This is a genomic window from Streptomyces sp. JLBT605 (assembly GCF_058215555.1).
In genome coordinates this window covers 5662780-5686186 of the sequence record NZ_CM177087.1, presented here as the reverse complement: position 1 = coordinate 5686186, position 23407 = coordinate 5662780, and the positions used below count along the sequence as shown (strand labels likewise).

The 23407-nt window shown below is 70.6% G+C and carries 30 protein-coding genes, 1 tRNA gene and 1 pseudogene; 9 read left to right on the top strand and 23 right to left on the bottom strand.

Annotated features, from left to right (window positions below; all coding sequences use genetic code 11):
- Positions 1-213: 213 nt before the first annotated feature.
- Together AC4BDD_RS24885 and AC4BDD_RS24880 are read right to left on the bottom strand one after the other, a co-directional pair.
- Positions 214-417 (bottom strand): hypothetical protein, encoded by a 204-nt coding sequence (locus AC4BDD_RS24885; protein ID WP_490687680.1) that lies wholly within the window; start codon positions 415-417, stop codon positions 214-216.
- Positions 418-552: 135 nt separating this feature from the next.
- The gene (locus AC4BDD_RS24880; RefSeq protein WP_490687679.1) at positions 553-1416 is read right to left on the bottom strand and encodes a DUF2637 domain-containing protein; all 864 of its coding nucleotides are present in this window, start codon (positions 1414-1416) and stop codon (positions 553-555) included.
- Positions 1417-1606: 190 nt separating this feature from the next.
- On the opposite strand from AC4BDD_RS24880, the gene AC4BDD_RS24875 reads away from it, so the two are divergent.
- The 5 genes from AC4BDD_RS24875 (at position 1607) to AC4BDD_RS24855 (ending at position 3430) form a co-directional block, all read left to right on the top strand.
- On the top strand, positions 1607-1873 hold the full coding sequence (locus AC4BDD_RS24875; RefSeq protein ID WP_490687678.1) for a hypothetical protein: 267 nt from the start codon (positions 1607-1609) through the stop codon (positions 1871-1873).
- Between the two features lie 89 nt (positions 1874-1962).
- Positions 1963-2283, top strand: coding sequence for a DUF6233 domain-containing protein (locus AC4BDD_RS24870; RefSeq protein ID WP_490687677.1), 321 nt, complete (start codon positions 1963-1965; stop codon positions 2281-2283).
- A 40-nt stretch (positions 2284-2323) separates the two neighbouring features.
- Positions 2324-2542 carry a hypothetical protein gene (locus AC4BDD_RS24865; RefSeq protein WP_490687676.1) on the top strand — a complete coding sequence of 73 codons (219 nt, stop codon included), beginning with the start codon at positions 2324-2326 and terminating at the stop codon, positions 2540-2542.
- Positions 2543-2717: 175 nt separating this feature from the next.
- Entirely contained in the window at positions 2718-3044 is a 327-nt protein-coding gene (locus tag AC4BDD_RS24860) for a hypothetical protein (protein WP_490687675.1), read from the top strand.
- A complete protein-coding gene (locus AC4BDD_RS24855; RefSeq protein ID WP_490687674.1) occupies positions 3035-3430 on the top strand; it encodes a hypothetical protein in 396 nt (131 codons plus the stop codon). The genes AC4BDD_RS24860 and AC4BDD_RS24855 overlap by 10 nt, the downstream gene beginning before the upstream one ends.
- A 247-nt stretch (positions 3431-3677) precedes the next feature.
- Here the strand turns inward: AC4BDD_RS24855 and AC4BDD_RS24850 are convergent, their stop codons facing one another.
- From AC4BDD_RS24850 to AC4BDD_RS24780, 15 genes and pseudogenes are all read right to left on the bottom strand, one after another.
- Entirely contained in the window at positions 3678-4421 is a 744-nt protein-coding gene (locus tag AC4BDD_RS24850; RefSeq protein ID WP_490687673.1) for a hypothetical protein, read from the bottom strand.
- Positions 4422-4498: 77 nt separating this feature from the next.
- Positions 4499-5023 carry a WDGH domain-containing protein gene (locus tag AC4BDD_RS24845; protein ID WP_490687672.1) on the bottom strand — a complete coding sequence of 175 codons (525 nt, stop codon included), beginning with the start codon at positions 5021-5023 and terminating at the stop codon, positions 4499-4501.
- A gap of 171 nt (positions 5024-5194) precedes the next feature.
- The gene (locus AC4BDD_RS24840) at positions 5195-6019 is read right to left on the bottom strand and encodes a hypothetical protein (protein ID WP_490687671.1); all 825 of its coding nucleotides are present in this window, start codon (positions 6017-6019) and stop codon (positions 5195-5197) included.
- Positions 6020-6100: 81 nt separating this feature from the next.
- The gene (locus AC4BDD_RS24835; RefSeq protein WP_490687670.1) at positions 6101-6343 is read right to left on the bottom strand and encodes an Acb2/Tad1 domain-containing protein; all 243 of its coding nucleotides are present in this window, start codon (positions 6341-6343) and stop codon (positions 6101-6103) included.
- Positions 6324-6569, bottom strand: a complete 246-nt coding sequence (locus tag AC4BDD_RS24830) for a hypothetical protein (protein ID WP_490687669.1) — start codon at positions 6567-6569, stop codon at positions 6324-6326. The genes AC4BDD_RS24835 and AC4BDD_RS24830 overlap by 20 nt, the downstream gene beginning before the upstream one ends.
- On the bottom strand, positions 6566-6823 hold the full coding sequence (locus AC4BDD_RS24825; protein ID WP_490687668.1) for a WhiB family transcriptional regulator: 258 nt from the start codon (positions 6821-6823) through the stop codon (positions 6566-6568). The genes AC4BDD_RS24830 and AC4BDD_RS24825 overlap by 4 nt, the downstream gene beginning before the upstream one ends.
- A gap of 82 nt (positions 6824-6905) precedes the next feature.
- Positions 6906-7190, bottom strand: a complete 285-nt coding sequence (locus AC4BDD_RS24820; protein WP_490687667.1) for a hypothetical protein — start codon at positions 7188-7190, stop codon at positions 6906-6908.
- Complete coding sequence (locus tag AC4BDD_RS24815) at positions 7187-8254, bottom strand: recombination directionality factor (protein ID WP_490687666.1); 1068 nt, start codon at positions 8252-8254, stop codon at positions 7187-7189. The genes AC4BDD_RS24820 and AC4BDD_RS24815 overlap by 4 nt, the downstream gene beginning before the upstream one ends.
- Positions 8255-8256: 2 nt before the next feature.
- Entirely contained in the window at positions 8257-9087 is an 831-nt protein-coding gene (locus AC4BDD_RS24810) for a hypothetical protein (protein ID WP_490687665.1), read from the bottom strand.
- Positions 9084-9338, bottom strand: a complete 255-nt coding sequence (locus tag AC4BDD_RS24805; RefSeq protein ID WP_490687664.1) for a hypothetical protein — start codon at positions 9336-9338, stop codon at positions 9084-9086. The genes AC4BDD_RS24810 and AC4BDD_RS24805 overlap by 4 nt, the downstream gene beginning before the upstream one ends.
- Entirely contained in the window at positions 9335-9676 is a 342-nt protein-coding gene (locus tag AC4BDD_RS24800) for a hypothetical protein (protein ID WP_490687663.1), read from the bottom strand. The genes AC4BDD_RS24805 and AC4BDD_RS24800 overlap by 4 nt, the downstream gene beginning before the upstream one ends.
- Positions 9673-9852 (bottom strand): hypothetical protein, encoded by a 180-nt coding sequence (locus tag AC4BDD_RS24795; RefSeq protein WP_490687662.1) that lies wholly within the window; start codon positions 9850-9852, stop codon positions 9673-9675. The genes AC4BDD_RS24800 and AC4BDD_RS24795 overlap by 4 nt, the downstream gene beginning before the upstream one ends.
- Entirely contained in the window at positions 9849-10544 is a 696-nt protein-coding gene (locus tag AC4BDD_RS24790) for a hypothetical protein (protein WP_490687661.1), read from the bottom strand. The genes AC4BDD_RS24795 and AC4BDD_RS24790 overlap by 4 nt, the downstream gene beginning before the upstream one ends.
- A gap of 94 nt (positions 10545-10638) precedes the next feature.
- Positions 10639-10935 (bottom strand): hypothetical protein, encoded by a 297-nt coding sequence (locus AC4BDD_RS24785; protein ID WP_490692005.1) that lies wholly within the window; start codon positions 10933-10935, stop codon positions 10639-10641.
- Positions 10936-11001: 66 nt separating this feature from the next.
- Positions 11002-11136, bottom strand: a pseudogene (locus AC4BDD_RS24780) (helix-turn-helix domain-containing protein); the annotation flags it as partial.
- A 189-nt stretch (positions 11137-11325) separates the two neighbouring features.
- Here AC4BDD_RS24780 and AC4BDD_RS24775 point away from each other — a divergent pair.
- Both AC4BDD_RS24775 and AC4BDD_RS24770 read left to right on the top strand, forming a co-directional pair.
- A complete protein-coding gene (locus AC4BDD_RS24775) occupies positions 11326-11865 on the top strand; it encodes a helix-turn-helix domain-containing protein (protein ID WP_490687660.1) in 540 nt (179 codons plus the stop codon).
- Positions 11866-12237: 372 nt separating this feature from the next.
- Positions 12238-13818, top strand: coding sequence for a LacI family DNA-binding transcriptional regulator (locus tag AC4BDD_RS24770; RefSeq protein WP_490687659.1), 1581 nt, complete (start codon positions 12238-12240; stop codon positions 13816-13818).
- A gap of 96 nt (positions 13819-13914) precedes the next feature.
- Here the strand turns inward: AC4BDD_RS24770 and AC4BDD_RS24765 are convergent.
- Positions 13915-13988: transfer RNA gene (locus AC4BDD_RS24765), tRNA-Pro, on the bottom strand.
- Between the two features lie 168 nt (positions 13989-14156).
- On the opposite strand from AC4BDD_RS24765, the gene AC4BDD_RS24760 reads away from it, so the two are divergent.
- Entirely contained in the window at positions 14157-14450 is a 294-nt protein-coding gene (locus AC4BDD_RS24760; protein ID WP_490687658.1) for a YiaA/YiaB family inner membrane protein, read from the top strand.
- A gap of 15 nt (positions 14451-14465) precedes the next feature.
- On the opposite strand, the gene AC4BDD_RS24755 is transcribed toward AC4BDD_RS24760, so the two are convergent.
- The gene (locus tag AC4BDD_RS24755) at positions 14466-15413 is read right to left on the bottom strand and encodes an alpha/beta fold hydrolase (protein ID WP_490687657.1); all 948 of its coding nucleotides are present in this window, start codon (positions 15411-15413) and stop codon (positions 14466-14468) included.
- Positions 15414-15862: 449 nt separating this feature from the next.
- Positions 15863-16831, bottom strand: coding sequence for a LysR family transcriptional regulator (locus AC4BDD_RS24750; RefSeq protein ID WP_490687656.1), 969 nt, complete (start codon positions 16829-16831; stop codon positions 15863-15865).
- A 64-nt stretch (positions 16832-16895) separates the two neighbouring features.
- On the opposite strand from AC4BDD_RS24750, the gene AC4BDD_RS24745 reads away from it, so the two are divergent.
- Positions 16896-18161, top strand: a complete 1266-nt coding sequence (locus tag AC4BDD_RS24745; RefSeq protein ID WP_490687655.1) for a TDT family transporter — start codon at positions 16896-16898, stop codon at positions 18159-18161.
- A gap of 334 nt (positions 18162-18495) precedes the next feature.
- On the opposite strand, the gene AC4BDD_RS24740 is transcribed toward AC4BDD_RS24745, so the two are convergent.
- The 3 genes from AC4BDD_RS24740 to AC4BDD_RS24730 all read right to left on the bottom strand — a co-directional run bounded on the left by AC4BDD_RS24740 (position 18496) and on the right by AC4BDD_RS24730 (position 23312).
- Positions 18496-19233, bottom strand: a complete 738-nt coding sequence (locus AC4BDD_RS24740; RefSeq protein ID WP_490687654.1) for a helical backbone metal receptor — start codon at positions 19231-19233, stop codon at positions 18496-18498.
- Positions 19234-19456: 223 nt separating this feature from the next.
- Positions 19457-22069, bottom strand: coding sequence for an ABC transporter permease/substrate binding protein (locus tag AC4BDD_RS24735; RefSeq protein WP_490687653.1), 2613 nt, complete (start codon positions 22067-22069; stop codon positions 19457-19459).
- Complete coding sequence (locus tag AC4BDD_RS24730; protein WP_490687652.1) at positions 22062-23312, bottom strand: quaternary amine ABC transporter ATP-binding protein; 1251 nt, start codon at positions 23310-23312, stop codon at positions 22062-22064. Before AC4BDD_RS24730 ends, AC4BDD_RS24735 begins: the two co-directional genes overlap by 8 nt.
- Between the last annotated feature and the right edge of the window lie 95 nt (positions 23313-23407).

The following is a 23407-nucleotide window of genomic DNA, read 5'->3' as shown; positions in this document are numbered from 1 at the left end:
CAGGCCGGGGGCGGCGGTCGCCTCTCTCAGGAGCCACGGGGAAGCTCCCGACAACAACGAAGGGTCGGCGCGATCCCCGGAGACCGGGGGTGACAGAGCGCCGACCCTACCCAGTTGAACTCTCCACGAGGGAAAGCCGGGCCCCATGCTAGCCGGTCCATCCCGTCGGGCCGGGCCGAAAGCGGCCGGGTGATCCGGCCGGCCCGACGCCCCTCAGACGGACTCGAACCTCACCAATTCTCCGTTGTCCACAACAGCGATCAACTTCCGGCCGGGCAGCTGCTCAGCCGGGATACCAGTGTCCTGCGCGATCCGTGCGACGGGTACGCGCTCCGGGTTGGTGTGGTCTCGCTCGGGGGTGATGAGCTCGGCCTGATCGCCGATGGTCAACAGCACCTGCACGGTCATTCGCTCCATGAAGCGATCCTCTCTCTGTCTGATCAGGTTGCGGTAGTTGTCCGGCTGGTTCGCAGCCCGGCGCACTGACGCGGACGGCGACCAGGGCCGACGAGCCGGACAGCGACGCCGGCGAACAGCGCCGGAGTTGACCGATCAGCCTGCGCGACGCAGTGGCAGGGGCGCGGGCGGCAGCTTGGCCAGCTGGCTTTCCACGGCCTCGATGATCTGCCGCATGGTGCGCACCGTCGACTCGGGCGGTCGGGCGCCGGTCGCCTGCTCCACCGCATCGCACATCGCCTTTGTGCCAGGCCGATACCCGTTCTCGTACAACTGCCGGATGGCCTCGTGCCGAGGGTCGTTGAACCGGGGCCGCTCGGGCGCGGCGGTCTCGCCGTCGCCCCTCGGCGACTCGTCCGGGGGCAGCAGCTCCGGGGCCCGGAAGGTAGCGCGCACCGCCGGGCGGTGCGCCGGCGGAGCGGCCGGGGGCGGCGGGGCGACGGCCTGCTCCTGGTCGACGTGGACGGCGGCCGGGGCGTCGGCGGCCGATCGCGGGGCGCTGACGGGTTGGTCGACGTACCGGGAGATCAGCCGGTAGAGCTGGTTCATCAGCGCGCCGAACGCCAGCAGACTCGCGATCGGCGGGACGGCGGCCACGACGTAGTCGAGCGGCTGGGCGTTCGGGCCGACCCCGGCGACGTTGAGGGCGATCGATCCGAGAGAGCCGACCGTGGTCAGGCTCATCGCCCACCAGTCGACCCGCTTGGCCAGGCAGGCGCGGAGGATCAGCAGCTCGCCGCCGGCGATGAAGAGGTCGACGGTTGCCGGCCACGCCCAGGCGCGCACGGCGGAGTGACGGAGGCCGTGCGCGGCGGCTACATCGTGGAGGTGCTCGTACGACAGCCACATGGCGGCCGCGGTGAGGATCACGATGATGGTGGCGGCCAGGCCAGCGAGGGCAGCGATGGCACGCGGGCCGCCTGGCGGGGCGGGCGGATGGGTAGGCTGACGATCAGCCATGGAGAACACACCTCTCCTGGTCAGGCCCCTTGGATGGTGTTCTCGGCACCGTCGGGGGGCCGTTCTGTTTGTCAGGTGCTGGCAGGCGTCAGCGCCAGCCAACAAGCTGGTGTCGGGGACCCGACACCCGTGGAGGGTACCCGACACCGACATGGCGGTGCAGCCCTACGCTCCGGGCGGGAGGTGAGCAATGACGGACGAGGAGGCCGAGGTCCGGCCGGAAATCAAGGCGCTGCGCCAGGCCGTGCGCGCACTGGAGGCAATCCCGGACGCCACCGAGCGCGCCAAGGTAACGACCGAGGTGCTGCGCTTGTGGCCTGACCTGCACCGGCTGGTCAAAGAGATCCGTCAGCAGGCTGTCATCACCATGAACGAGGGCGGCATGGACTTCCCTGAGATCGGCAAGGAGATCGGGATCGACCGGTCGCGGGCATGGAAGATCTCAAAGGGTCGCTGACGGCAGCGCTGACGCCCGCCACGGGGGTCTCGCTGCCCCCGCATGGATGGGGGCACTGCTGGCCGGGCCGACGCCCTACACTCGAACGTGTGTCCGATAGTTTGTCTCGCCTCGACCGCCTCCGCATCGCGGAAGAATTCCTGGCGTGGCAGCTTGGTCGACTGAGGGCGACCATCCAGGAACTGGAACGCCAGGAACAGACGCGCCGGCCCGTGCCTGAGCCGCCGCCCGCACCCGAGTGGATGATCCAGCTCGCGAGGTCACGCGACCGCATGCCGGTGAGCGTCCACCACGGCGACTGCCCGATGGCGGCCGGTAAGCCGATCACTCGAGAGCAGGCGCGTCGGGCCCTGGCCGAAGGCATAGAGCCGTGCCCGTTCTGCCGCCCTGACAGCGACTTGGGGATGTAGCCGGGCTGCGCCTGGCGGGCCTCCGGAGCACGCTGGTCACATGGCCATTCATCCGCCCGTCGTCGTCTACCCGCCGACCCCGTCCGGCGGGCGCCGGGTGCGTATCGACGGCGAGATTATGGGCACGGCCTACGGGATGCACGATCTGGCAGAGTTCCTGCGCCGGGCCGGCCTGGATCCCGACGCCTTGAACTTTGAGAGCACCGAGCTGATTGAGTGGCGCGGCGGGGGCCCCGACGACTGGTTCGCCGCCGGGTAGCGCTGTTGGGGCCGACTTCCCTGTCAACAATTGCGCCTGTTCGGGTGATGTGAGCCGCCGCAGATCATGGCCTGGTCCTTGGTTGCCGCAGACACCAATGGCTCAGTCAGAGTTGCCTTCGGGCTCTTGCGTTAGATCATGGACTGAGTCAGCAGCGCCGTAAAGGAGATCAGTCATGACGAATGAATGGCTGACACCCCAGAGGATGGGACAGTGGTTTAAAGGTGTCGCCTTCGAGTCAATGGCTAGATCCGGCTTGTCTTTCACTGCCGATGCCATCGATTCTCTTGACTCGCTCATCGCGGATGGGGTTAAAGGAATCGACCTCGGTGGCGACGATGAACTTCTACTTGCGAACCTGGAGGCGGCGGAGTTCGAACTGCGTGAGTTCGTCAGGGAGATGGCGAGCGATACAATCAGTCGTGAAGGACGTGAGGTTGACCTGCAAACGTTTTCCGCCGCGATCAGGCGCTTCTGTCCAAAATGGCCGTGGTGCCCGTGACTGGCGCGCCATCTCCAATCGACCCTCACCTCCATAAGGCATTCGATTTCGCTCAGGCGGCAACGACTCAGCTCATCACGCTTTCGACTGCGATCACCGCTGTAACCATCACCTTCGCGAAGGATTTCCTCGGCGAGGCGGGAGGCTGCCCAAAAGTTCTTCTTGCAATTAGTTGGGGCCTATTTCTCTTCTCTATTCTATTTGGCTTGCTGACACTTCATGCCTTGACTGCACAATTGGAGAATAGCCCAAATAAGCCAAGGGGTCCTACGAAGCCCACCATTTGGGCGAGCAGCGTCACGAGCGACTCCAGGTGGCAGATCATCTTCTTTCTCTTCGCGGTGCTGCTCACGATCGTTGCCGGATCCCTCGTTCTTACAAAATGAAGATCGACAAGCTCGGGGTCTAGGGCCTGTCCGGCGGATCTTTCGACTTGGCACGCCTGGCACGACTTCGTGGCCGGATCACCGACTGCGCCCAAGGCTGCCGCTGCCGGCATGGAGCCGCGCCAAGGTTGGGTTCGCGCGAGCGACGGCCATCGATCGGCAGCCCACTCCAGCCATCCCGACCATCCAGGAGGCGGACCTCCGATCTAATGCGGACCGATGCCCTGCATGATTCGCCGGACAAGCCCTAACAGTGAATGTAGGACAGGGACTCTGGCTCCCGCCACGTCCGGCCACACCCGCCGCACCGGACGGCAGGCGTCTGACCGTCGCCGCCTTCCAAGGTCAGCTGGCCTGCGCAGTCTGGGCACGGCTCGGCGAGCGGCCGGGCTTCCCGCGTTAGCTCCAGTGCCCGCTCGATGCGCCCTGCCGCTTCGGCCGCGACCTGTCCCAGGAGCCGCAGCTGTCCGTCGTCCAACCTCCGGCAGGGCCCCGCCTCGCCGCGTACCCGCTGTAGGAGCCACTCGGCGGCCCGGACTGCGGTGCGCTGCCCGCTGTACCGCCAGCGGGCCGGGTCTGCGGAGTCGCGGGCGGCGAGGAGTGCGGCCTGGCGGTGGACGTCGTCGGTCCAGCCGCAGCCGGTCGGCACCGTGAGGGTGGGGCGCTGGATCACGGCGGCGAGTTGGTCGGCGAGGTGGACGAGGGCGGCTTCCACGGTGCGCATGGTGTCCACGATGGCGAGCCGGACCGGGGCTCGGGTCTCGCCGATCTGGTCCGGGTTGCGTTCGGCGGCTCGCTGCGCTGCGGCGCGCCACCGTGCTGCTTCGGCTTCCTCGGCGTCGACCTGGTCCAGCGCGGCGAGGTAGTCGGACATGCGGCCGGCGGGCGGCCAGGTGCCGGTGCCGGTGCTGGCGAGGGCGTGGTGGAGGTCGTCCCAGTGGGTGATGACCGTCTGGAGGTGGCGGTCGGCGTCGCTGGCGGCGGTGGTCACGGTGGTGCTCCCGGGTGCGTGTAGTGCGGTCGGTCGGGGCCGGCCGGGCGCGGGGCGGCGCGCCCGACCGCAGCGGGTCAGGCGGTGGTGCGGCAGGCGGGGCATCGGCCGTCGTCGGTGCACAGGCACACCGGCTGGTCAGCCGAGCCGTTCAGGAGCGCAGTGTGCTCGCGGATGTGCTGGTACTTCTCGGCGGTGGTGTGGCCGTCCCACTGGGCGCGTGGGTCGCTGGGGTCGACGTGTTCGACGCCCGTCAGCAGGTCGGTGTCGCGGGGGTGGATGTGCCAGGAGAGCTGGCGGCCGCCGGCCAGGAGGTACAGCAGCTGCCAGCTGTCCTCGCCGGGGACGTCGTCGGCAGCCATGACGACGGCGTTGGCGGGGTGGAGCGCGGCGAGCCAGGCGAGGAGATGGGCACGCTCGCGGTACGCGGCGTCCCGCTCGGCCTCGGCTCGGCTGGCCGCGGCCTGCCAGTCGACCGGTACGGCGTCGGCGGCCGGGCGATGCCAGCGGCGCGCCTCGCCGCACGCGGCGCAGAGGTCCCCGGGCTGGAATGCGGGGCATGTGCTTTCTCCGCGTGTCGGGCGCGGTTCGGTGGCAGCCATCCGGGCGTCTCCTGGGGTGTGTGGCGGGCTATCAGGGCGCAGTGCGGGTGATCCCGAGCAGGGGCGTCAGGGACGTCCTGTGGGGCATACGCGCGTTCGGGTGAGTAACCGGGTGCGCGCCGCCGAAGGTGCCGTCTGGGATTTCGTCCATGAGGGGGCGTTCGAGGGGGTTCATGGGTCGGCCGCCTTTGGGGTGGTGGCGGGGGTGGTGTGGGTGCGTTCGCATCCGGCGCAGGTGGTTTTGCCGGGGCGGATGATGGGCTGCTGGCAGCGGGGGCAGCGGGGGAGGTCGGCGGGCGGGGGCGCGGTCGGTGTCGAGGTTGGTGGTTCGTGGGGGTTGGGGGTCGTGCGCCCGCGTGCGTCCTGTGGTTGCTCATCCGCATCAGCCATGGCTTGGGGTAGTTCCTTGGCTATCCCTGGGTTGTTCGGGGGGCGGTCCCCCGAACCAAACGGGGGGCGGTCCCCCGAACTCATACGGGGGGCGGTCCCCCGTTCTTCGTTCTCGGGATCACGGGGAAGTTCGGGGGGCGGTCCCCCGTTCTCCGGGGTCGCGGGTTCGGGGGGCGGTCCCCCGTTCTTTTCTGCTCGCCACGGTGGGGCCTGGCGCTCCGGGCGCTTCCGCTTGGTGGCCTCGAGGCAGCGGACGGCGGCGTCCCAGTCGGGCTGAGGGTGAAGCAGGAGGATGTAGAGCGCGGGGCGCCCGCGGCGGCGCTCGCCTTCGACGCCGACGACTCCGGCCGCGATCGCGGCGTCCAGCTGGCGGCGGACGTCCTTCTCGTCCGCCTTGCAGCCCGCGGCGATGTCCTTGATGCGGATCGCTTTGCCGTCGCGGAAGCGGACGCGGCCGGCGGGGTCCGCTGCGGCGGCGAGGGCGTACAGCACGGTGACGAACAGGGTGGGCAGTCCCTTCGGCATCTGGGGTGCCCAGCGCCAGAAGAGCGCGTTGCGGAAAGCATGGGGGACGCTTCCGCTGGGGCCCTGCTCGTCTGTCGTCAACGTGCTTCCTTCGGTGGGGTGGTGAACCGTTTGTGCGCGGTGGCGGACCGGCGGGAGCAGCCCGCCACCGTGCGGATCACCTCACGAACGCGACCGCTCGTCGCGGGCCACGTACCGGCGGTCGATGCCGTCGTGCGCCCACTGCACCGCGATCTCCACGGCCTTGACGGCCTGGGATTCCTCGCGGCTGCCGGGCACCAACTGGTGGATGAGCAGCGCGAGTTCGAGGGCGGCGTCAGTGATCCGGTCCTTTATGGCTGTGCGGTCCGGGTCGGTCTTCACTGGGGCGAAGCGGAGGCGGATCTCATGCGGGTTCAGGGCCATCGGCGGACTCCTTCGGCGGTGGGTGATGGGGGCAGTTGGTGAGGTGGGTGCGGCGGGCGGTGGCGACGAAGGCCGGGACGGCGTCCCCGCTGGCGCTGTCCGACCAGCCGCAGGAGCACCGGTAGTCGGCGGTGGGGTAGCGGAGCCAGGCGCTGGCCGCCGGCGACCAATGGCCAAGATCGATGTGCAGACCCGGAAGGTCTGCCGGCGGCCAGCTGGCGGTCATGGCCGGGGCTGATTCCGTGCGCGCTTGCGGATTACGCGGCGCCGTTCGTCCTTGTCGAGACCGCCCCAGATGCCGTCAGGGATGCCGTGGCGGATGGCCCAGTCCCCGCACTGCCGGATGACGGGGCACGAGCGGCAGGCGGCCTTGGCGAGTTTCGTAGCCGCACGGGCGGCCGGACCGCCGTTGCCGATCGGGAAGAAGATCTCGGGGTCCATCTGGCGGCACGCCGCGCGGTCGCGCCAGTTCCCGGTCATGACGCCGCCGCCAGGGGGCGGGGCCCCGCCGCCGGCCCGGGGGCCGGGGCAGCGGGGGAGCGCTCGAACAGCGTTGGTGCGGTCATTGCTCCTCGCTGGTGGTGGTGTGGCAGGTCCAGCAGGTGCGGGACCCGTCGCGGTGGATGGCGTGGTAGGTGGTGCGCATCTCCTCGGTGCACCAGCGGTGTTCGCCGGGCTCGGCGTCGCCGGAGGCGATCTGATCGGCGAGTTCGGCGAACTGCCGTGCACTTCGGCGGCCGGTCCGCGACCGGCGGGTGCTGCGGCGGAGTGCGGTGGCGCCGAGCGCGATGAGGGCGGCCCCGCCGCAGCCGAGGAGCCCTGCTGCGGCGGCCGTGGCCGGGGTCACTGCGACGCTCCCGCGCCGGGCTGGGCCACGGGCGGCCAACCGGCCGGGTCGGGCCGGGCGTGCTCGCCCTGGTCCTCGATGACCTCGGCCTCGTACGCCCCGTCCTCATCAGGCTTCGGGTCCGCGCCCGGCACCTCGCCCTGATCGGGTGTGGTGTTCTCCTGGTCCAGGCGTTGCGCTATGGCCATCAGCTGCTGTGACAGCGGGTCGGTGCCCTCGGGGTGGACCTCTCCGGCCTCGTGAGCCCGCCGCCACACGTCCCGCACGTCGTCGGAGGTCAACGCGCCTTCGGCCTCGGCAAGGTAATCCGGGCGGCCGGCCTCGATCGCCAGCCGCTCACCCGCCCCGGCCGGGTCCAGCGCTACGGCGGTGGGCAGTGGTCCGGTCAGGGCCTGGCGCGGAGTGATGCCTCTGATCTCCACGACGACGACCGGAAACTTCTTGGTCTTCCCCTCAGCGACGCGCTGGCGCGGCTCGATGCGCAAGGACACCGGCACGAGTCCCTTGCCGCCTGTGCCGGACAGCACCAGGTCGACGGTGCCCGCCATCTCGTGCGCGGCGTAGAAGCTGTGGGTCTCGGCACGCCACACGCCGACATCCGGCATGTCCGGCAGGACCACGGCGATCCGCGATGTTGCGGAGCACACGCGGCCCTTGGGCATGCGGTACCAGTTCTCGCCGAACTGGGACAGGCACAGGCACGGTTGGCCAGTGAGCTGCTCGGTCTGGCCGTCGCACCGGCGCTGGCAACCGCCGCCGGACCACAGCTCGTTGAACTGGGACAGCGGGTCGCCGGGCGGCAGGAGGGCGTCGATGGAGGAGGTCTCGGTGATCACCCGCCACTGCTCGGGCCCGTTGCCCTGCGGCTGCCACCGCTGGACCGTGCCGCCCCACTGTTCAGCGGCGGCGGCAACGTAGTGCTGGGCGTGGGAGGTGACCACCCACGTCTTCGACTTCACCGGCCGGGGACGGCCGCCCGGCTTGTCGCTGGGCACGCTGTACCCGGTGCGCAGCCGCCCTAGTTCGCGTGCCTGGCGCTGCATGGTGATGATGCGGGAGCCCATGATCAGGCTGCCTTTCGGTTCGTGCGCGGCTCGGCCACGGGGGGCAGGAGCGCGGGGTAGGCGGTGGGCGCCGGGTGCAGCCACTTCGTGACTTCCAGGGCGCCCCGGAACGCGCGGTGCGCCGCGCGGTCGCCGGGCATGGGCACCAGGGCGTGGGACCGCTGGCGGAGGTTGAGCACGCCGGTGCGCTGGATGCGGGGCACCGGGGCGGTGGTGTCGTCCGGCAGCAGCAGGCCCTCCGTGTAGCGGAGCGCGGCCAGTTGGAGCGCGTTCTCCGGGTAGACCGAGGAGGCGGGTCGGGTCGCTGAGGTCTTGTAGTCGATCAGCCACAGCTCCGGCCGCCGGCGGGGGCCGGTGGGCAGCCACAGGACGCAGTCGCCGGTACCGGCGTAGCCCAGGCGGCGGTGGACGAAGGTGCATTCCGCAGCGACGATGTGCCGCTCCAGGTCCACGCCCCACGTCTGCCAGAACCGCACCAACTGACGGGCGTACAGGTCGACTTCGGGATCGGTCGCCCATGGAGCGCCGAGCGCCATCATGTGCGCGCGGTGGTGGATGCGGGTACCCAGGTCGGCCGCGCGGTCGCGAGCGTCCCGGTGCACCGCCTTGATCTCCCGCAGGAGCTGATCGCGGTCGGTCCGGGCGCGGCGCGCGACTTCGAAGCGCCTGTCCACGCAGTGCTCGGCGGTGAGCTTCACCGCCCACGGGATCAGTGCGTGCTTGTGGATCGCGGTGGCGATGACGTTGGTGACGGACACCAGGTCCGGGCCCCCGGCGGGGTCGGTGTAGTACCGACCCCGCTCGGTGTCCCTGGCGTGCTTGGGACTGGTCACGCGACCGCCCCGATCGCCCGGACCTCGGCCAGTGCGGTCCCATAGGTCACGCACCAGGACGAGCAGTAGACCCGGGCCGGCTCCCGCGATCCCTCCACGAACACCCGCGTCAGGTCGGTGTGCTCGGTGAGGGCGTGCAGCTCGCCGCACCCTTCGGTGATGCACCCGCCCGGCCGGGCAACCAGACGCGGCGCGCCCGACTGACCGGTCAGACCGCGGTTCCACGCCATCTGGCTCTTGGTCGCGGTCACCGGCCCTCACCGCCTTCGCCGCCCGCTGTGGGCAGGGCCTTCGGCGCGGCCAGCTCGGTCAGCTGCCTACCCGCACGGAGCGCCTGCTGCGGGGTGAGGTGCAGCCGCGTCGCGACCCGCTCCACCAACAGCTCGGTCAACTGCTCCGCCAGCAAGCGCTCCCGCTGGTGGCCGTCGTACGCCTCGTTGGTCGCGGCCCGGTCGGCGATCTCCGCGAGGTCGTCGTACAGGTCGCCGGTGAGGGCGTCGATGACGTCGGCGATGTTGTTCCGCACCAGCGCCTCCACATCGACCGTCAAGGCGCCGGGCAGCGCCTGGATGTACAGGGGTCCGCTCACGGAGTGCCTCCGGGCTGGCTGTGACGCCCGGTCCGGGCGGCGGACGAGCGGGCGCGCGAGGCCGCACACGGGTCGGTGGCGGTGCGGGGCGCTCGTCGGGCGGCGTGAGAGTCCGCGACGCCGAGCCAGACGAACAGGCCGCCGGCCCCCGCCAGGGCGAGGAGGAGCCAGATCACGAGCGGGCCTCCTGCTCTGCTTGGAGGGCCTCGCCCAGCAGCGCGGGCACGCCGAGACCCGTGAGGTGCACGGTCACGCCCCTGTGGGAGCCCCGTGCGACGCTGAAGCCGTCGCGGTGGCTGGTCGACTTGAGGTCCACGCTCAGCCGGGCGGTCCACCAGTTCCAGCACTCCACGGACTGCGGCCGAACCGTGATCCCCACGCGGTCAGCAGCAGTGACCTCCGTGGCCACAACGTCCGGCTGCGAATTGCGCACCCTGAGCGCCAGCAACGCGGCCGGGGAGTCCTCCGGCACATCGGGGGCGCTGGTGTGGGAGGGGGCGAGCAGCGCGCCCAGCCAGGCGGCGGAGACGGCCGCACCCGGTGGCACGGGCGCCTTGTCCGTGCGCGTCCAGACCATGAATGGCACGCCATCGAGCGAGCCGAGCAGCTTGGTCTCGGTGTAGCGGCTGGCCCGGTCCCCGGTGATGCCCTCCCGGTGGGTCAAGGTCCCGCCGAAGGTGTCCCGGTACTTCGCCACCGCTTCCGCGTTCTCGTGCAGCAGCATGTCGACGCCCACCACACCGGGCGGGAAGTCCGAAGAGGGCCGGATGTTGATGGACGCGGCGGCGACGGGGCCGTTGGCCACCAGGTGCCCGGCGGCGGACAGCGCTGCCATCAGGCGCCCGCGCTGGCTAGGGTGAGTGCTCACGGTGGAGCCTCGCTTTCTTGATCAGAGATTGGGTGGGGTGAAGCCGTGAGGGGTCGTTCCGGGGTCCAGCCGGGCGGCCCCGCTTCTTGTGTGATCAGGCGGCGGAGGTGCGCGCGGTCCGCTTGTGGGTCTTGGCCAGCGGCGGAACGGCCGTCATCCGACTGATTTCGCGGATGTCGAGGCCGGTGAAGCTGACCCGACTGCCGCCGCTGTTGTGCGGAATCTCCCGGGCGTACGCCTTGCGCCTGAGCTGCAAGGCGGACCAGGGAAGCCACTCCTGGGCTTCCTCCGGCGTGTAGTGGAAGTACGCCCCGGCCTCAGTGCCGGGCGCGGGGACTTCACGCGTCGGCTTCTCCTGCTCCCCGCTCGTCTTCTCGTCCTTCGTGAGCACGTCGTCTCCTCGGGTGATGTCTGCCGGGGACACCTCAAGGGCCTGTGCGATTCGCCGGATCGTGTCCTCACTCGCCCCAGCCAGCCCCCGCTCCAGGCGGGAGAGAAAGCTGCGGTCAAGCCCAGTGAGTCGAGCCAGCCCCCGAAGACCCAGTTTTCGGGTCTCCCTCAGGGCTCGGATGGCGATCCCGTTCGGTGTCACACCTAGAATCTAGGTGTCCACGGGCACGCCTGCAAGACCTTTACCTAACTTCTGGGCCCCATTTTCTAGGCGTCGAGCTCAACGGAGCGCGCTAGGTGCGGCCCCCGATGCAACCGACGCGTCGTGTGCCCGCCTATTCGCAGGCGCGATCTGGGTCCCGGTTGCATGGGGATGCGGCATGATGGCGGCATGGAAAGGGACTGGGCACGACTCGGCCGCAAGCTCGCCGCCGCCCGCGGCGAGCGCACCCAGCAGCAGGTGGCAAGCGAACTTGAGATCGGTCTGTCCACTCTTCAGGCCATCGAAGGTGGGGCCAGCTTCAAGAAGGTGACCCCCACAATCCGGGCCTATGCACGCTTCGTGGGATGGACCGACGACTCACCGGAGCTGGTTCTCAGCGGAGGTGAGCCGGCACTGGCCTCCGACCAGGCGCCGGCGGGACGTCAGGCCGGCAGTGGCACCGAAGAGGGCGAGCAGTCGAAGGTCGCACCGGCCGACCTGTCGCTCCGCGTCATCAAGGCGCTCCAGGAGGGCCCGCTTCTGGATTCGCAGGTCCTCACGGTCTCGACACCCGGCGGGGAGTTGCGCGCCACCATCGTTGTGCGCGGGGAGCCCGACCGGACTCCGGAAGAGTTGCATAAGGCGTTGCTGGCCTGGCAGGAGCGAGAGGACGTCATCCGGATGCTCAGCGAGCCGGATGCCGACGAAGAGGCCGACGAGGCCCCATAGCGCTCCCGTTTCTCATGAGTTGCATGGGACCACTGCCATCCGTGGGCGTTCTGTGGTCTCATGTGAAGACCAGATGAGGGGGCCAACCTGTCTGGCGCGTGGGGTACCTATGAGAACGTCCGGGTCGCGGATTCGACGCGTGTCGGGCATGCCCGACAACGTGACGTTGTGGGTAAATCATCCCGTTGACGTTGTTTACCTCAACTCCAAGAGGTTCACGGCAGCTCAGGCGCGCATGCTGCGAGCCGCACTCCGTGCGGGCTTGTCCATGGAAGACCTGCTCACCCTCCTGTCGAGCTGAGCAGACGAAGGACCGCGCCCCCTATCCCCCACCTTGAGGCTCGGCGCGCCTTTCGCAAAAAGAGGTGAGGCGTGGCATACACGGAAAAGCGCAGAGGCCGTGACGGCAAGGACTACTACCGAGGCCGTTACCAGCGGCCAGACGGCAAATACGGCACCGTCTGCGGCACAGACGGCAGAGCAATCAAGTACCCGACGAAACGAACCGCACTCAAGGCCGCTCAGGATATGGAAAGCACTGCGGCAGCGGCAGCGAAGCGCGGGGGCTGGGTCGCCCCGGAGGATGCCCGGAAGACGTTCGGCGAATTCGTCCGTGGCTCCGGCAGCAGCGACGCCGAACAGGACGGGTGGCTGGACGGGCTGGACCTTGCCGAGTCATCCAAGCAGAGTTACGGGCACAGTCTGAAGCACCTACTCCCCACATTCGCCGATACGCCGCTGTCAGCCATCGACAGCAAAATGATCGATGCGTGGGAGAAGAAGGAGAAGGAGGCCAACTCCGCGACCAGCGTCGGCACATACCGAAGGATCCTGCACCTGATTCTGGCCGACGCCATGGACGAAGGGCTCATCGCCACCAATCCGGCCGCCCGGCGGCGGGGGCGCGGGAAACGGGCCGGCCGGTCCGCGAACAGGGGCCCGGAGAAGAAGATCACAAGCGCGCTGGGGGCGCTCCTCCTGGCCGAGCGAGCGTCGCTCCTCAGCGGCCGGGATGACGAGTTCGTAGCGTGCACAACGAAGACGTACACCGGTCAGCGGTGGGGCGAGATCGTCGGTCTGGAGCCTCAGTTTGTACGGCCCGGGGTCATTCGCGTCGAGTGGCAGCTGTACGAGCTGGACTCCGGCGAACTGCTGCGCTGTCCACCGAAGGACGACTCATACCGCGATGTGGACGTGCCGGCGTTTCTGACTCGTCTGGTCACAGACCACATCGCCCGTACCGCACCCGTTCCCTGCCCTTGTCATCAGCGCCGCCACGTGTTCCGGGGACGAGGACCGGCCGGCGGAGGGGCGAGGCGGGAGGGACCGACGCTTGCGGACGTAGCGAAGCTGGCCGGCGTATCCACAGGCACTGTGTCGAACGTGCTGAACCGGCCGGAGCGAGTGGCCGAGCACACGCGCGCGCGGGTGGAGAAGGTGGTCGCCGAGCTGGGATTCGTACGACGGACTGGGACGACCGGGGACGGTGTGCACTGGCGCCGGTCGGGATTCGCCACGTGGATCTTCGAGCCTGCCGCGTCGGGCTGGTACCCGAAGAAGGGGCCGTACGAGCGGCGGCCGGTGCCTGTGTCGGCTGGGCCGTGGCCGGGTCAGCCGGTGCGGGGACGGAATTCCCAGGGCCGGGCGGCGGCGTGCTGGGTACCGATCAAGGACGGGTTGACGCGGCATGGCCTCCGGCACGGGCACAAGGTGCTGATGGACGAACTGGGCACTCCCAAGGTGCTGATGGACGAGCGTATGGGCCATACGGACAGTTCGATGTCAGCGAACTACTCGCACGTGACGCCGCAGATGAGGATGAGGCTGTGTGAGCAGCTGACGGAAGTCTGGGAGGCGGCGCTGTCGGCGCGGTTGGCGATGTGCCGAACGTCGGCAGTGCCAGTGCTGGACCGGCTGCTGCGGGAGCACGAGACGGCTCTGGAGAGACGGTAGAAGATCGTCTCCCATTTGGCTCCCAGAAGGGTCCGCAACACGACTCAGGGGCCCATCTCCTCGTAGGAGATGGGCCCCTGACCTGCGATTGCACCGTCGGGACGACAGGATTTGAACCTGCGACCCCTTGACCCCCAGTCAAGTGCGCTACCAAGCTGCGCCACGTCCCGGTGCTCGTCCGGCTGGGGTTTCCCCCTCGCCGACCGCGCATGAGAACAATACCGCACTTCAGGGGGTGGTCGCCTCCACCTGGTGGGGCGGGCAGGGGATGCGGAGCTCGGGAGTGTCTGAGTAGGAGTACTCATGCGCGTGCGTCATCGGGCGAGCACGCTACGCACATGACGACTCCATCCATTCAGCGGCCGACGACCACCGCGTTCTTCGTTCAGGCCGCGATCTCGTTCGGGATCTCCTTGGCGGCGGTGGCGTACGGGATCTTGAAATTGCCGGTCGGGGCGTGGGAGCGGGGATTCCTCGCGCTGGGGCTGGTCTTCGTCGTGACGTCGAGCTTCACACTTGCCAAGTGCGTACGGGACCGGCAGGAGGTCGAGGAGGTGACCAATCGAGTGGACAAGGCCCGCATCGACAAGCTGCTGATCGAGCAGGACGTCTTCAACCCGGGAACCATGTGATCACGGCCGGGCGGCTCAGTGGGGCAGGTGGGCTTCCAGCCAGCCGAGCAGGGCGTGCTGGACCGCCTCGCGGTTGGTCTCGTTGAGGATCTCGTGGCGGGCGCCGATGTAGCCCTTCCAGGTGAGATCGCGGGTGCCGATGTAGCGGAAGTCCTCCAGCAGTTCGTAGACCAGGGTCATCCGCTGGTTGCACGGGTCCTCGGTACCCACCGCGATGTGGACCGGCAGGTGGGCGGGGATGCGGGACTGGTGCGCCGGGTCGTTGATCTTCCGTACGGCCCGGACCCAGTCCAGTGAGAGGCCCGCGCTGAACGGGAAGCCGCAGCGTTCGTCAGCGGCGTAGGTGGCGACCTCGGCGGGGTCCCTGGACAGCCATTCGAACCCGGTCACGTGTTCGTACGGGTCGTTGAAGGAGGCGAAGAGGGTCGGGGTGAAGGAGGACCGGCCGTCCCGGCCTCGCTCGGCGATCTCTCCCTCGATGTGTGCGATGAGCTCCTCGGACTCGGCGCCGGGCAGCGATCGGAAGGTGCCGCTGAGGATCAGTCCGGCGAGCTCGGCCCCGTACTCCTGAGCGCAGTCACGGGCGAGCATCGAGCCCATGCTGTGGCCGAAGAGGAAGAGCGGAAGGTCCGGATGCTCGGCCCGGAGCCGCTCGCCGATGGCTCGCAGATCGCCGACCGTCGCCCGCCAGCCGTCGTCCGGACCGACGACTCCGTACCCACCGGTGTTCTCCGCGGTGGCTCCGTGGCCCCGGTGGTCCGAGGCGACGACGAGCAGGCCGTGGGCGGCGAGGAAGCGGGCGAACCGGGCGTATCGCTGGGCGTGCTCGGCTGCGCCGTGGGCGATCTGGACGATGGCGCGTGGCGGTTCGTGCTCCGGCAGCCAGGTGTACGTGGCGATCCGGGTGCCGTCCGAGGCGTCGAGGTGGCCGGAGTGGTGTGCGGTCGGGGCGGGAGAAACCATGGGTGTCGTCTCCTGAGGGCCGGGGTCAGGGGTGAGGGGACGGGGCCAGGGGCCCGAGCCAGCGCGGGGCCGGCACGGGGAATGGCCTGGGCGCGTGCGCAGGGAGCACTCTGCCGTCGCTCGGGGCACCGGCCAAGGGGGCGTGGGCGCCTTGGGCCGGAGTGGGGCCGGCTCTGGTTGCTCGGCGCGGGGATTGGTTGGGCGTGGCGCGGGGTCCCAGGCGGCCGGCCGAAGTTGGTCGGGGCAGGGCCGCGCGGTGAGGTCCCGGGGGGCGCCGGGCGCGGAGCCGGCTGAGTGCACTGTGCGGGCGGACGCGGAGGCCGGGCGCAGGGTCGACCAGGACAGGACCGGCCGTGTGTGCTCAGGGATGAGGGGGTCAAGGCCGCGCGGGGCTCGGGGTCAGGGGGTGGGGCGGGTCTTGGGGGCAGGGGGTAGAGCGGGTCTTGGGGTCAGGGGGTGGAGCGGGTGAGTCCGAGGAGGTCGCGGGCCGGGCCTGCCGGGAGCTGGCCGGTGGGCCATACCGCGCGCAGGTCGCGGCGGAGCCGTACGCCGTCCACGGGTATCTCGATGAGCCGGCGGGCCGCGAGCTCCTCGCCGACCGCCAGCCGGCTGAGTACGGCGGGGCCCGCGCCGCTGATCGCCGCGGCCTTCACCGCCGTGGTGGAGGCGAGTTCCAGCAGCGGGTCGGCGAGTCCGCCGTGGGTGGCGAGGGCCGCGTCCAGGACCTGACGGGTGCCGGAGCCGCGTTCCCGCAGGATGAGGGGGGTGTCGGCCAGCTCGGCGGGGCTGAGGGGGGCGCGGCGGCGCGCCCAGGGGTGGTCGGGGGCGGCGACCACGACCAGCCGGTCGTGGCCGATCACCGCGCCGTCCAGCCCGCCCGGGATGTCGAGGCCCTCGACGAACCCCAGGTCGGCCTCGGCGGTCAGCAACCGGGTCGCGACCGCGGCGGAGTTCCCGGTGAGCAGTGAGACGGCGGTGTCCGGCCGCAGGGCGCGCAGCGCGATCAGCCAGCCGGGCAGCAGGTATTCGGCGATCGTCATGCTGGCGGCGACGCGGAGTCGGGAGTCGCGGCGGCCGCGCAGCGCGTGCGCGCCCGCGTCGAACGCCTCGGCGGCCTCGACGATCCGGCGCGCCCAGTCCGTCACCAGGGCTCCCGCCTCGGTGAGCCGTGAGCCGCGCGGCGAACGGTCGACCAGCGGGACGCCGAGCAGGCGCTCCATGGACCGGATGCGGCTGCTGGCGGCGGGCTGGGTGATGCCGAGCTCGCGGGCGGCGCGGCCGAGGCTGCCCAGGCGGGCGACGGCGAGCAGCAGCTCCAGCGCGCCGAGGTCGGGGACGCGGTGGGCGACCGGGGCGCCGAGGGGGAGGGGGGTGTGGTCGACGGCGTGCTCGGGGGGCCCTGGGCGGTCGCTGCTCATAAGTTCAGTTTATGTCCTCATAGGGATGTGGTCTCTGGTGGCGGAGCAAGGAGGCCGAAAGGGTATGAACATGACCGCTCTCAGTCCCTCGCGCCCCTCCCTCGCCACCACCGCCGGCCGCCGGCGCGCTCGCGTGCGCTACCTCGGACCGAACTGGTACGCGGCGGTGATGGGCACCGCGATCGTGGCGAACGCGGGACACGGGCTGGCCGGCGGGGCGGGCACTCGCCCGGTGTTCCAGGCCGTCTGGGCTCTGGCCGCGGGTGCGCTGGTGGCGCTGCTCATCGGCCGGGCGGTGCACTGGACGTGCCACGCGGACCAGGCGCGGGCGCAGCTGCGCGACGCGGCGGCCGCGCCGTTCCACGGCTGCGCGGCGATGGCCCTGCTGGCGGTCGGCAGCGGCACGCTGTCCGTCGGCGCCGGGCTGATCGGTGAGCCGGCAGCGGTGGCCGTGGCCGCGGTGCTGTGGGGGGTCGGGACACTCCTCGGCCTCGCCACTGCGGCTGGAATCCCCTACCTCATGATCACCCGGCACCGGATCGCGGCCCGTGACGCCGCCCCGGTCTGGCTGCTGCCGGTGGTCGCGCCGATGGTGTCGGCGGCGTCGGGGCCTGCGCTGGCGCCGTGGTTGCCGGCCGGGCAGTGGCGGGAGGCGCTGCTGCTGGGCTGCTACGCGCTGTTCGGGATCAGCCTGTTCGCGGTCTTGCTGATGCTCCCGTTGATCTTCGCCCGGCTGCTGCGGTACGGGCTGCCGGCCCCGGCGCTCGCCCCGACGCTCTTCCTGGTGCTCGGGCCGCTGGGCCAGTCGACCACGGCCGCCGGCACTCTGGCCGACGCGGCGCCGCCGGCAGTCCATGGGGCGTACTTCGCGGTGGCGTACGGAGTGCCGGTGCTGGGCTTCGCGCTGCTGTGGCTGGTGCTGGCCGGGGCGCTGGTGGCCCAGGTGGCGCGCCGCGGACTGCCGTTCGCGATGACCTGGTGGGGCTTCACCTTCCCGGTCGGCACGTGTGTCACGGGCGCGACGGGGCTGGCCCGGCACACCGGGCTGCACGCGCTGACCTGGCTGGCGGTCGGGCTGTACGCGGTGCTGGTGGCGGCGTGGGTGGTGGTCGCCTGGCGCACGGCGATGGGTCTGGCGCGAGGGACCTTGCTCGTGCCGCCGCCGGCTTCCGCGCGCGGCGGCGCGCCGGTGGCCGGGTCGATGGCGGGGACCGGGTCGATGGCGGGGGCCGGGTTGGTGGCGGGGGCCGTGGCTGGCGCGGAATCCGGTTCGGCCGGGGCGGCGGCCCAGGCGGTAGCCGGGCCGGGCATGGCGGCGGCTCAGCGGTAGCCGGGGCGGCGGGCAGGGCGGTGTCGCCGTCCGGGCCTGCGGTGGCCCAGACGGTAGTCGGATCGGGCGCGGCGGCGGCTCAGCGGTAGCCGGGCTGGCCGGGGCGCCGGGCAGGGCGGGGTACCGGGCAGGGCGGTGCCGCGGTCCGGGCCTGCGGGGCGGGAGGCGAGCGCGTGGGGCCGGCTGGGACCGCACCGGTGGCCGGCGCCGTACCCGCCTCGCGACCGTGAGGAGGCGCGCGGCCAGGAGTGCGCGCCACCGACTCACGCCACCGCCGCACGCCACCACCCCACCCAGGCGGTCAGCAGCCAGCCGGCGGACGGCCGGCAGCAGGTCAGTGCGTGGCGGACAGGGCGGAGCTGAGGACGGTCGGGGCCTCGGCCAGAGAGGGGCCGTACCAGGTGAGGTGGCGTCCGCTGACCAGGGCGGCGGGCAGGTCGGGGAAGGCTTCCGGGCCGTCCTCGGCGGTGAAGCGGTACGGCTCGTCGGGGAGCACCACCAGGTCGGCGCCCGAGGCGTTCAGCTGGTCCAGCGGGATGCGGGGATAGCGCTCCGGATGGGTGTCGTGGAGGTTGCGCACCCCCAGCCGCGACAGCAGGTCGCCAGCGAAGGTGTCGCGGCCCAGCACCATCCAGGGGCGTCGCCAGATGGGGATGACGGCGCGCAGCGGGGTGCTGGTGGGCCGTACGTCCCGCCAGGCGTCCCGCGCGGCGTCCAGCCAGTCGGGGCGCGGAAGTCCGCAGCCGCGCACCAGGACCCGCTCCAGTTCGGTGAACGCCTGCTCCAGGGTGCGTACTTCGGTGACCAGGACGTCGAGGCCAAAGGCGCGCAGCGCGGCGAGGTCCGGGGCCCGGTTCTCCTCCTCGTTGGCGATGACGAGGTCCGGTGCGAGCGCGGCGATACGGGCCGGATCCGGGTTCTTGGTGCCGCCGACGCGCACCGCGCCCAGGCCGGGCGGATGGCTGCACCAGTCCGTCACCCCGACCAGCAACTCGGGTGCGGTGGCGGCCACGGCCTCGGTGAGCGAGGGGACGAGGGACACCACGCGCCGCACGGCGCCGCTGCTGCTCATCGCTCCACGGTACGCGGCGGAGGGCAGGCGGCGGTGTCCGCGGTAGGCGTGCGCACCACGCCGCGCGCAGCGCGCAGTGCGTAGTACGCCGTACGCCGCCACGGCAGGTTTCCGTGGCGGCGTACGGCATGGACCAGGCCCCGGACCGTCGTCAGGCCCGACCAGGCCAGGTCAAGGTCAGACCAGGTCAGGCCAGGTCAGGCCGGGGCCGGGGCCGGGGCCGTCAGGGGGTGACGGGGGCCATCTTGTCGACGATGCCGGGGTGGGCGTCGATCCAGCTCTGGACGCCCTTCTCGACGTTGCCCTTGCCCGCGTCCTGGACGGCCTGCTCAAGGCCGGCGAGCTCCTCCTCGGTCATGTGCCAGTTCTTCAGCCATCGGTGGAACTCGGGGTACTTCCCGGGGAAGGAGGTGTGGCTCAGCGAGTGGATCTCGTTGTTGGCTCCGAACGCCTTCTTCGGATCGGCCAGCTTGGTCAGGTCGTAGGCGCTGTAGGCCCAGTGCGGGGTCCACAGCACCACGGCGACCGGCTCCTTCTTCTCGTAGGCGCGGCGGAGTTCGGTGAGCATGGCCGGGGTGCTGCCGTCGACGAGGTCGTACTCGTCCTCCAGGTCGTACTCCTTGAGGACCTTGCTCTTGAGCAGGTTCATCTCGCCGGTGCCCGGCTCGATCCCGATGATCCTGCCGTCGAAGGTCTTGGACTTGCCCTTGAGATCGGCCAGGGACTTCACGTCCTTGACGTAGGAGGGCACCGCGATCTCCAGCGAGGTCTTGTCGTACCAGGCGCCGATGTCGACGAGGTTCTTCTTGTACCGGTCCCAGTACTGGCGATGGGCGACCGGCAGCCAGCCGTCGAACTCCACGTCGATCTGGCCGGCGCTCATTCCGGTGAACATCGAGCCGACGTCGTACTGCTTGATGGACGGCTTGTAGCCGCGCTGCTCCAGGACGTTCTTCCACAGGTAGGTGGTGGCGATGTCCTCGTCCCAGGGGAAGTAGCCGATGCGCGGCGCGGCGCCCGCCTGCTTGCCGGGCTTGGCACCTGCCGGGGCGATCTTGTCGAGCATGCCGGGGTGCTTGTCCAGCCAGGCGCGGACGCCCTGCTGCTGGTTGCCCTGGCCCGCCTTCTCGATCTCGGCCTCCAGGCCGGTGAGCTGCTTCTCACTCAGCTTGAAGTCCTTCATCCACTGGGCGACCTGCGGTTCCCGCTCGGAGAAGCCCTTGCGGGCCAGGGTGTGGATGCCGTCGCCGGAGCCGAAGGAGCCCTTGGGGTCGCTCAGTTTGGTCAGCTCGTAGGAGCTGTAGGCCCAGTGCGGGGACCAGAGGGTGACCGCGACCGGCTCCTTCTTGGCGATGCTCCGCTTGAGCTGGGCGAGCATGGCGGAGGTGGAGCCCTTGACGAGCTGGTACTCCTTGTCGAGGCCGTAGGCCGGGAGGACCTTGTCCTTCATCAGCTTCATCTCGCCGGCGCCCGGCTCGATGCCGATGATCCTGCCCTTGAAGGTGCCGGCCTTGCCCTTGAGGTCCTCGAGGCTGTGGACGCCCTTGACGTAGGAGGGGACGGCGACCTCCAGCGAGGTCTTGTCGTACCAGGCGCCGAGATCCTCCAGGCGGTCCTGGTACTGCTTCCAGTAGGGGGCGTGGGTGACCGGGAGCCAGGAATTGGTCTGCACGTCGATGTCGCCGGCGGCCATGCCGGTGTAGAGCGCGCCGACGTCGTACGGCTTCACCTCGGGCTTGAAGCCGCGCTGTTCGAGGATTTCCTTCCACAGGTAGGTGGAGGCGACGCCCTCGTCCCAGTTGATGTAGCCGATGCTGACGGAGCGGCCCTTGCCGACGTCGACGGCGACCTGCTCGCGCTCCTCGTCACCGCCGAAGACGTTCATGCCGCCGGCGACGAGGGCGAGGACGATGACGCCGGTCATCGCGAGCGAGGTGGTGGGCCGCCACTGGAGGACCTTGAGGCCGCTGGTGTCGGCGGCGCTCCGCTTGGCCAGCGCGCGCCGGCCGAGCGGGGAGACGCGCTGGTTGAGCGCGCCGGTCATGCGGTCCAGGTACATGGCGAGGATGACGACGGCGATGCCGCCCTCGAAGCCGAGCGCCACGTCGACGGAGCTGATCGCCTCGAAGACGGAGGAGCCCAGTCCGCCGCCGCCGACCATGCCGGCGATGACGACCATGGAGAGCGCCAGCATGATCGCCTGGTTGACGCCCGCCATGATGGTGGGCAGCGCCAGCGGCAGCTGGACGCGGGTGAGGATCCGGCGGGGGTGGGTGCCGAAGGCGTCGGCCGCCTCGACCAGCTCCGCGTCGACCTGCCGGATGCCGAGTTCGGTCATGCGCACGCCGGGCGGCATGGAGAAGACGATGGTCGCGATGACGCCCGGGACGACGCCCACGCCGAAGAAGAAGATGCCGGGGATCAGGTAGACGAAGGCGGGCATCGTCTGCATGAAGTCCAGCACCGGGCGCAACACCGCGCTGACGGCCCGGCTGCGGGAGGCCCAGATGCCCAGCGGCACCGCCAGCACGATGGTGATCGCGCCGGCGACGAGCACCAGCGACAGGGTCTCCATCGCCTCGTCCCACTGCTGGATCGAGTCGATGAGCGCGAAGCCGGCGAAGGCGAGGAGCGCGGGCAGCAGGCCGCGCAGCCACCACGCGAGCAGCGCGAGGATGCCGGTGAGCAGCAGGGGTTCGGGGGCGGCGAGCACCTGGTGGACGGCGTCGTAGGCGCCCTCGACGACGGACGCGATGAAGTCGAAGAGCCAGTCGAGGTGGTCGCGGAGCCAGTTGACGCCGGAGTCGATCCACTTTCCGAGTTCGAGCCTAGGCATCGGCGGCCACCTTGTCCTCGGGGGTGTCAAGGTCCTTGCCGTCGGCCTTGCCCTTGTCCTTACCGCCGTCCTTGGCGACGTTCTTGCCGCCGTCCTTGGCGACGTCCTTGCCGCCGACGGCCGGTCGCGCGGCGGAGCCGGGGCCCGGCTCGGGGACGGGGCCCGGTTCGGGGCCGGGATCCGGGTCGCCGAGGACGGCGAGCAGCCGGGCGCGCGGGACGACGCCGAGGAGGGCGCCGCCGCCGTCGGTCACGGCGACCGGGGCGGCGCTGCGCGAGCAGGGCGTGAAGAGCTCCGCGATCGGGGTGTCGGGGGAGACGGTGGCCGGGGCGGCGGCGAGCACGTCCCGCTCGGTGGCGAGCGGGGTGCCGTCCTCGGTCCGGCCGCCGAGCACGGTGTCCGGCTCGGCCATGATCGCCCCGGCGGTCAGCACCCGGGTGCGGTCCACGTCCTGGGTGAAGGACGCCACGTAGTCGTTGGCGGGGGTGACGAGGATGTCCTCGGCGGAGCCGGTCTGGACGATCCGGCCGTCACGCATGACGGCGATCTGGTCGCCGAGCCGCATCGCCTCGTTGAGGTCGTGGGTGATGAAGACGATGGTCTTCTTCAGCTGCTGCTGCAGTTGCAGCAGCTGGTCCTGCATATCGCGGCGGATCAGCGGGTCCAGGGCGCTGAACGACTCGTCCATCAGCAGCAGATCGGCGTCGGTGGCCAGGGCGCGGGCCAGGCCGACGCGCTGCTGCATGCCGCCGGACAGCTCGTCGGGCCAGGACTTCTCCCACCCCTCCAGGCCCACCAGGGCAAGCGATTCGGTGGCGCGGCGCGCACGTTCGGCTCGCGGTACGCCCTGCACCTCCAGCCCGTAGGCGGCGTTCTCCAGCACGCTGCGGTGCGGGAAGAGCGCGAAGTGCTGGAAGACCATGCTGATCTTCTTCGAGCGCACCTCGCGCAGCTGCTGCGGGCTGAGCGAGGTCAGGTCCTGGCCGTCGAAGAGCACCTGTCCGGACGTCGGCTCCAGCAGGCCGTTGAGCATGCGCAGCAGGGTCGACTTGCCGGATCCGGACAGCCCCATGACCACGAAGATCTGGCCTGCCTCGACGGAGAACGAGGCGTCGATCACCGCTGCCGTCGTGCCGTCCGCCCGCAGTTGGTCACGGTCGGCGCCGGCTGCCAGCCGGCGCACCGCCTCTTCGGGTCGTCTGCCGAACACCTTGTACAGGTTCTCGGCTCGCAGCCTGGACACATACACCTCTCGAGTCGCAGCAAAAAACGACCTGCCAACCCCCGTGGGCAGGTCGTGGAGCGGTGCGGAATCCGTCCGCGTGCCCTGCGATGGTC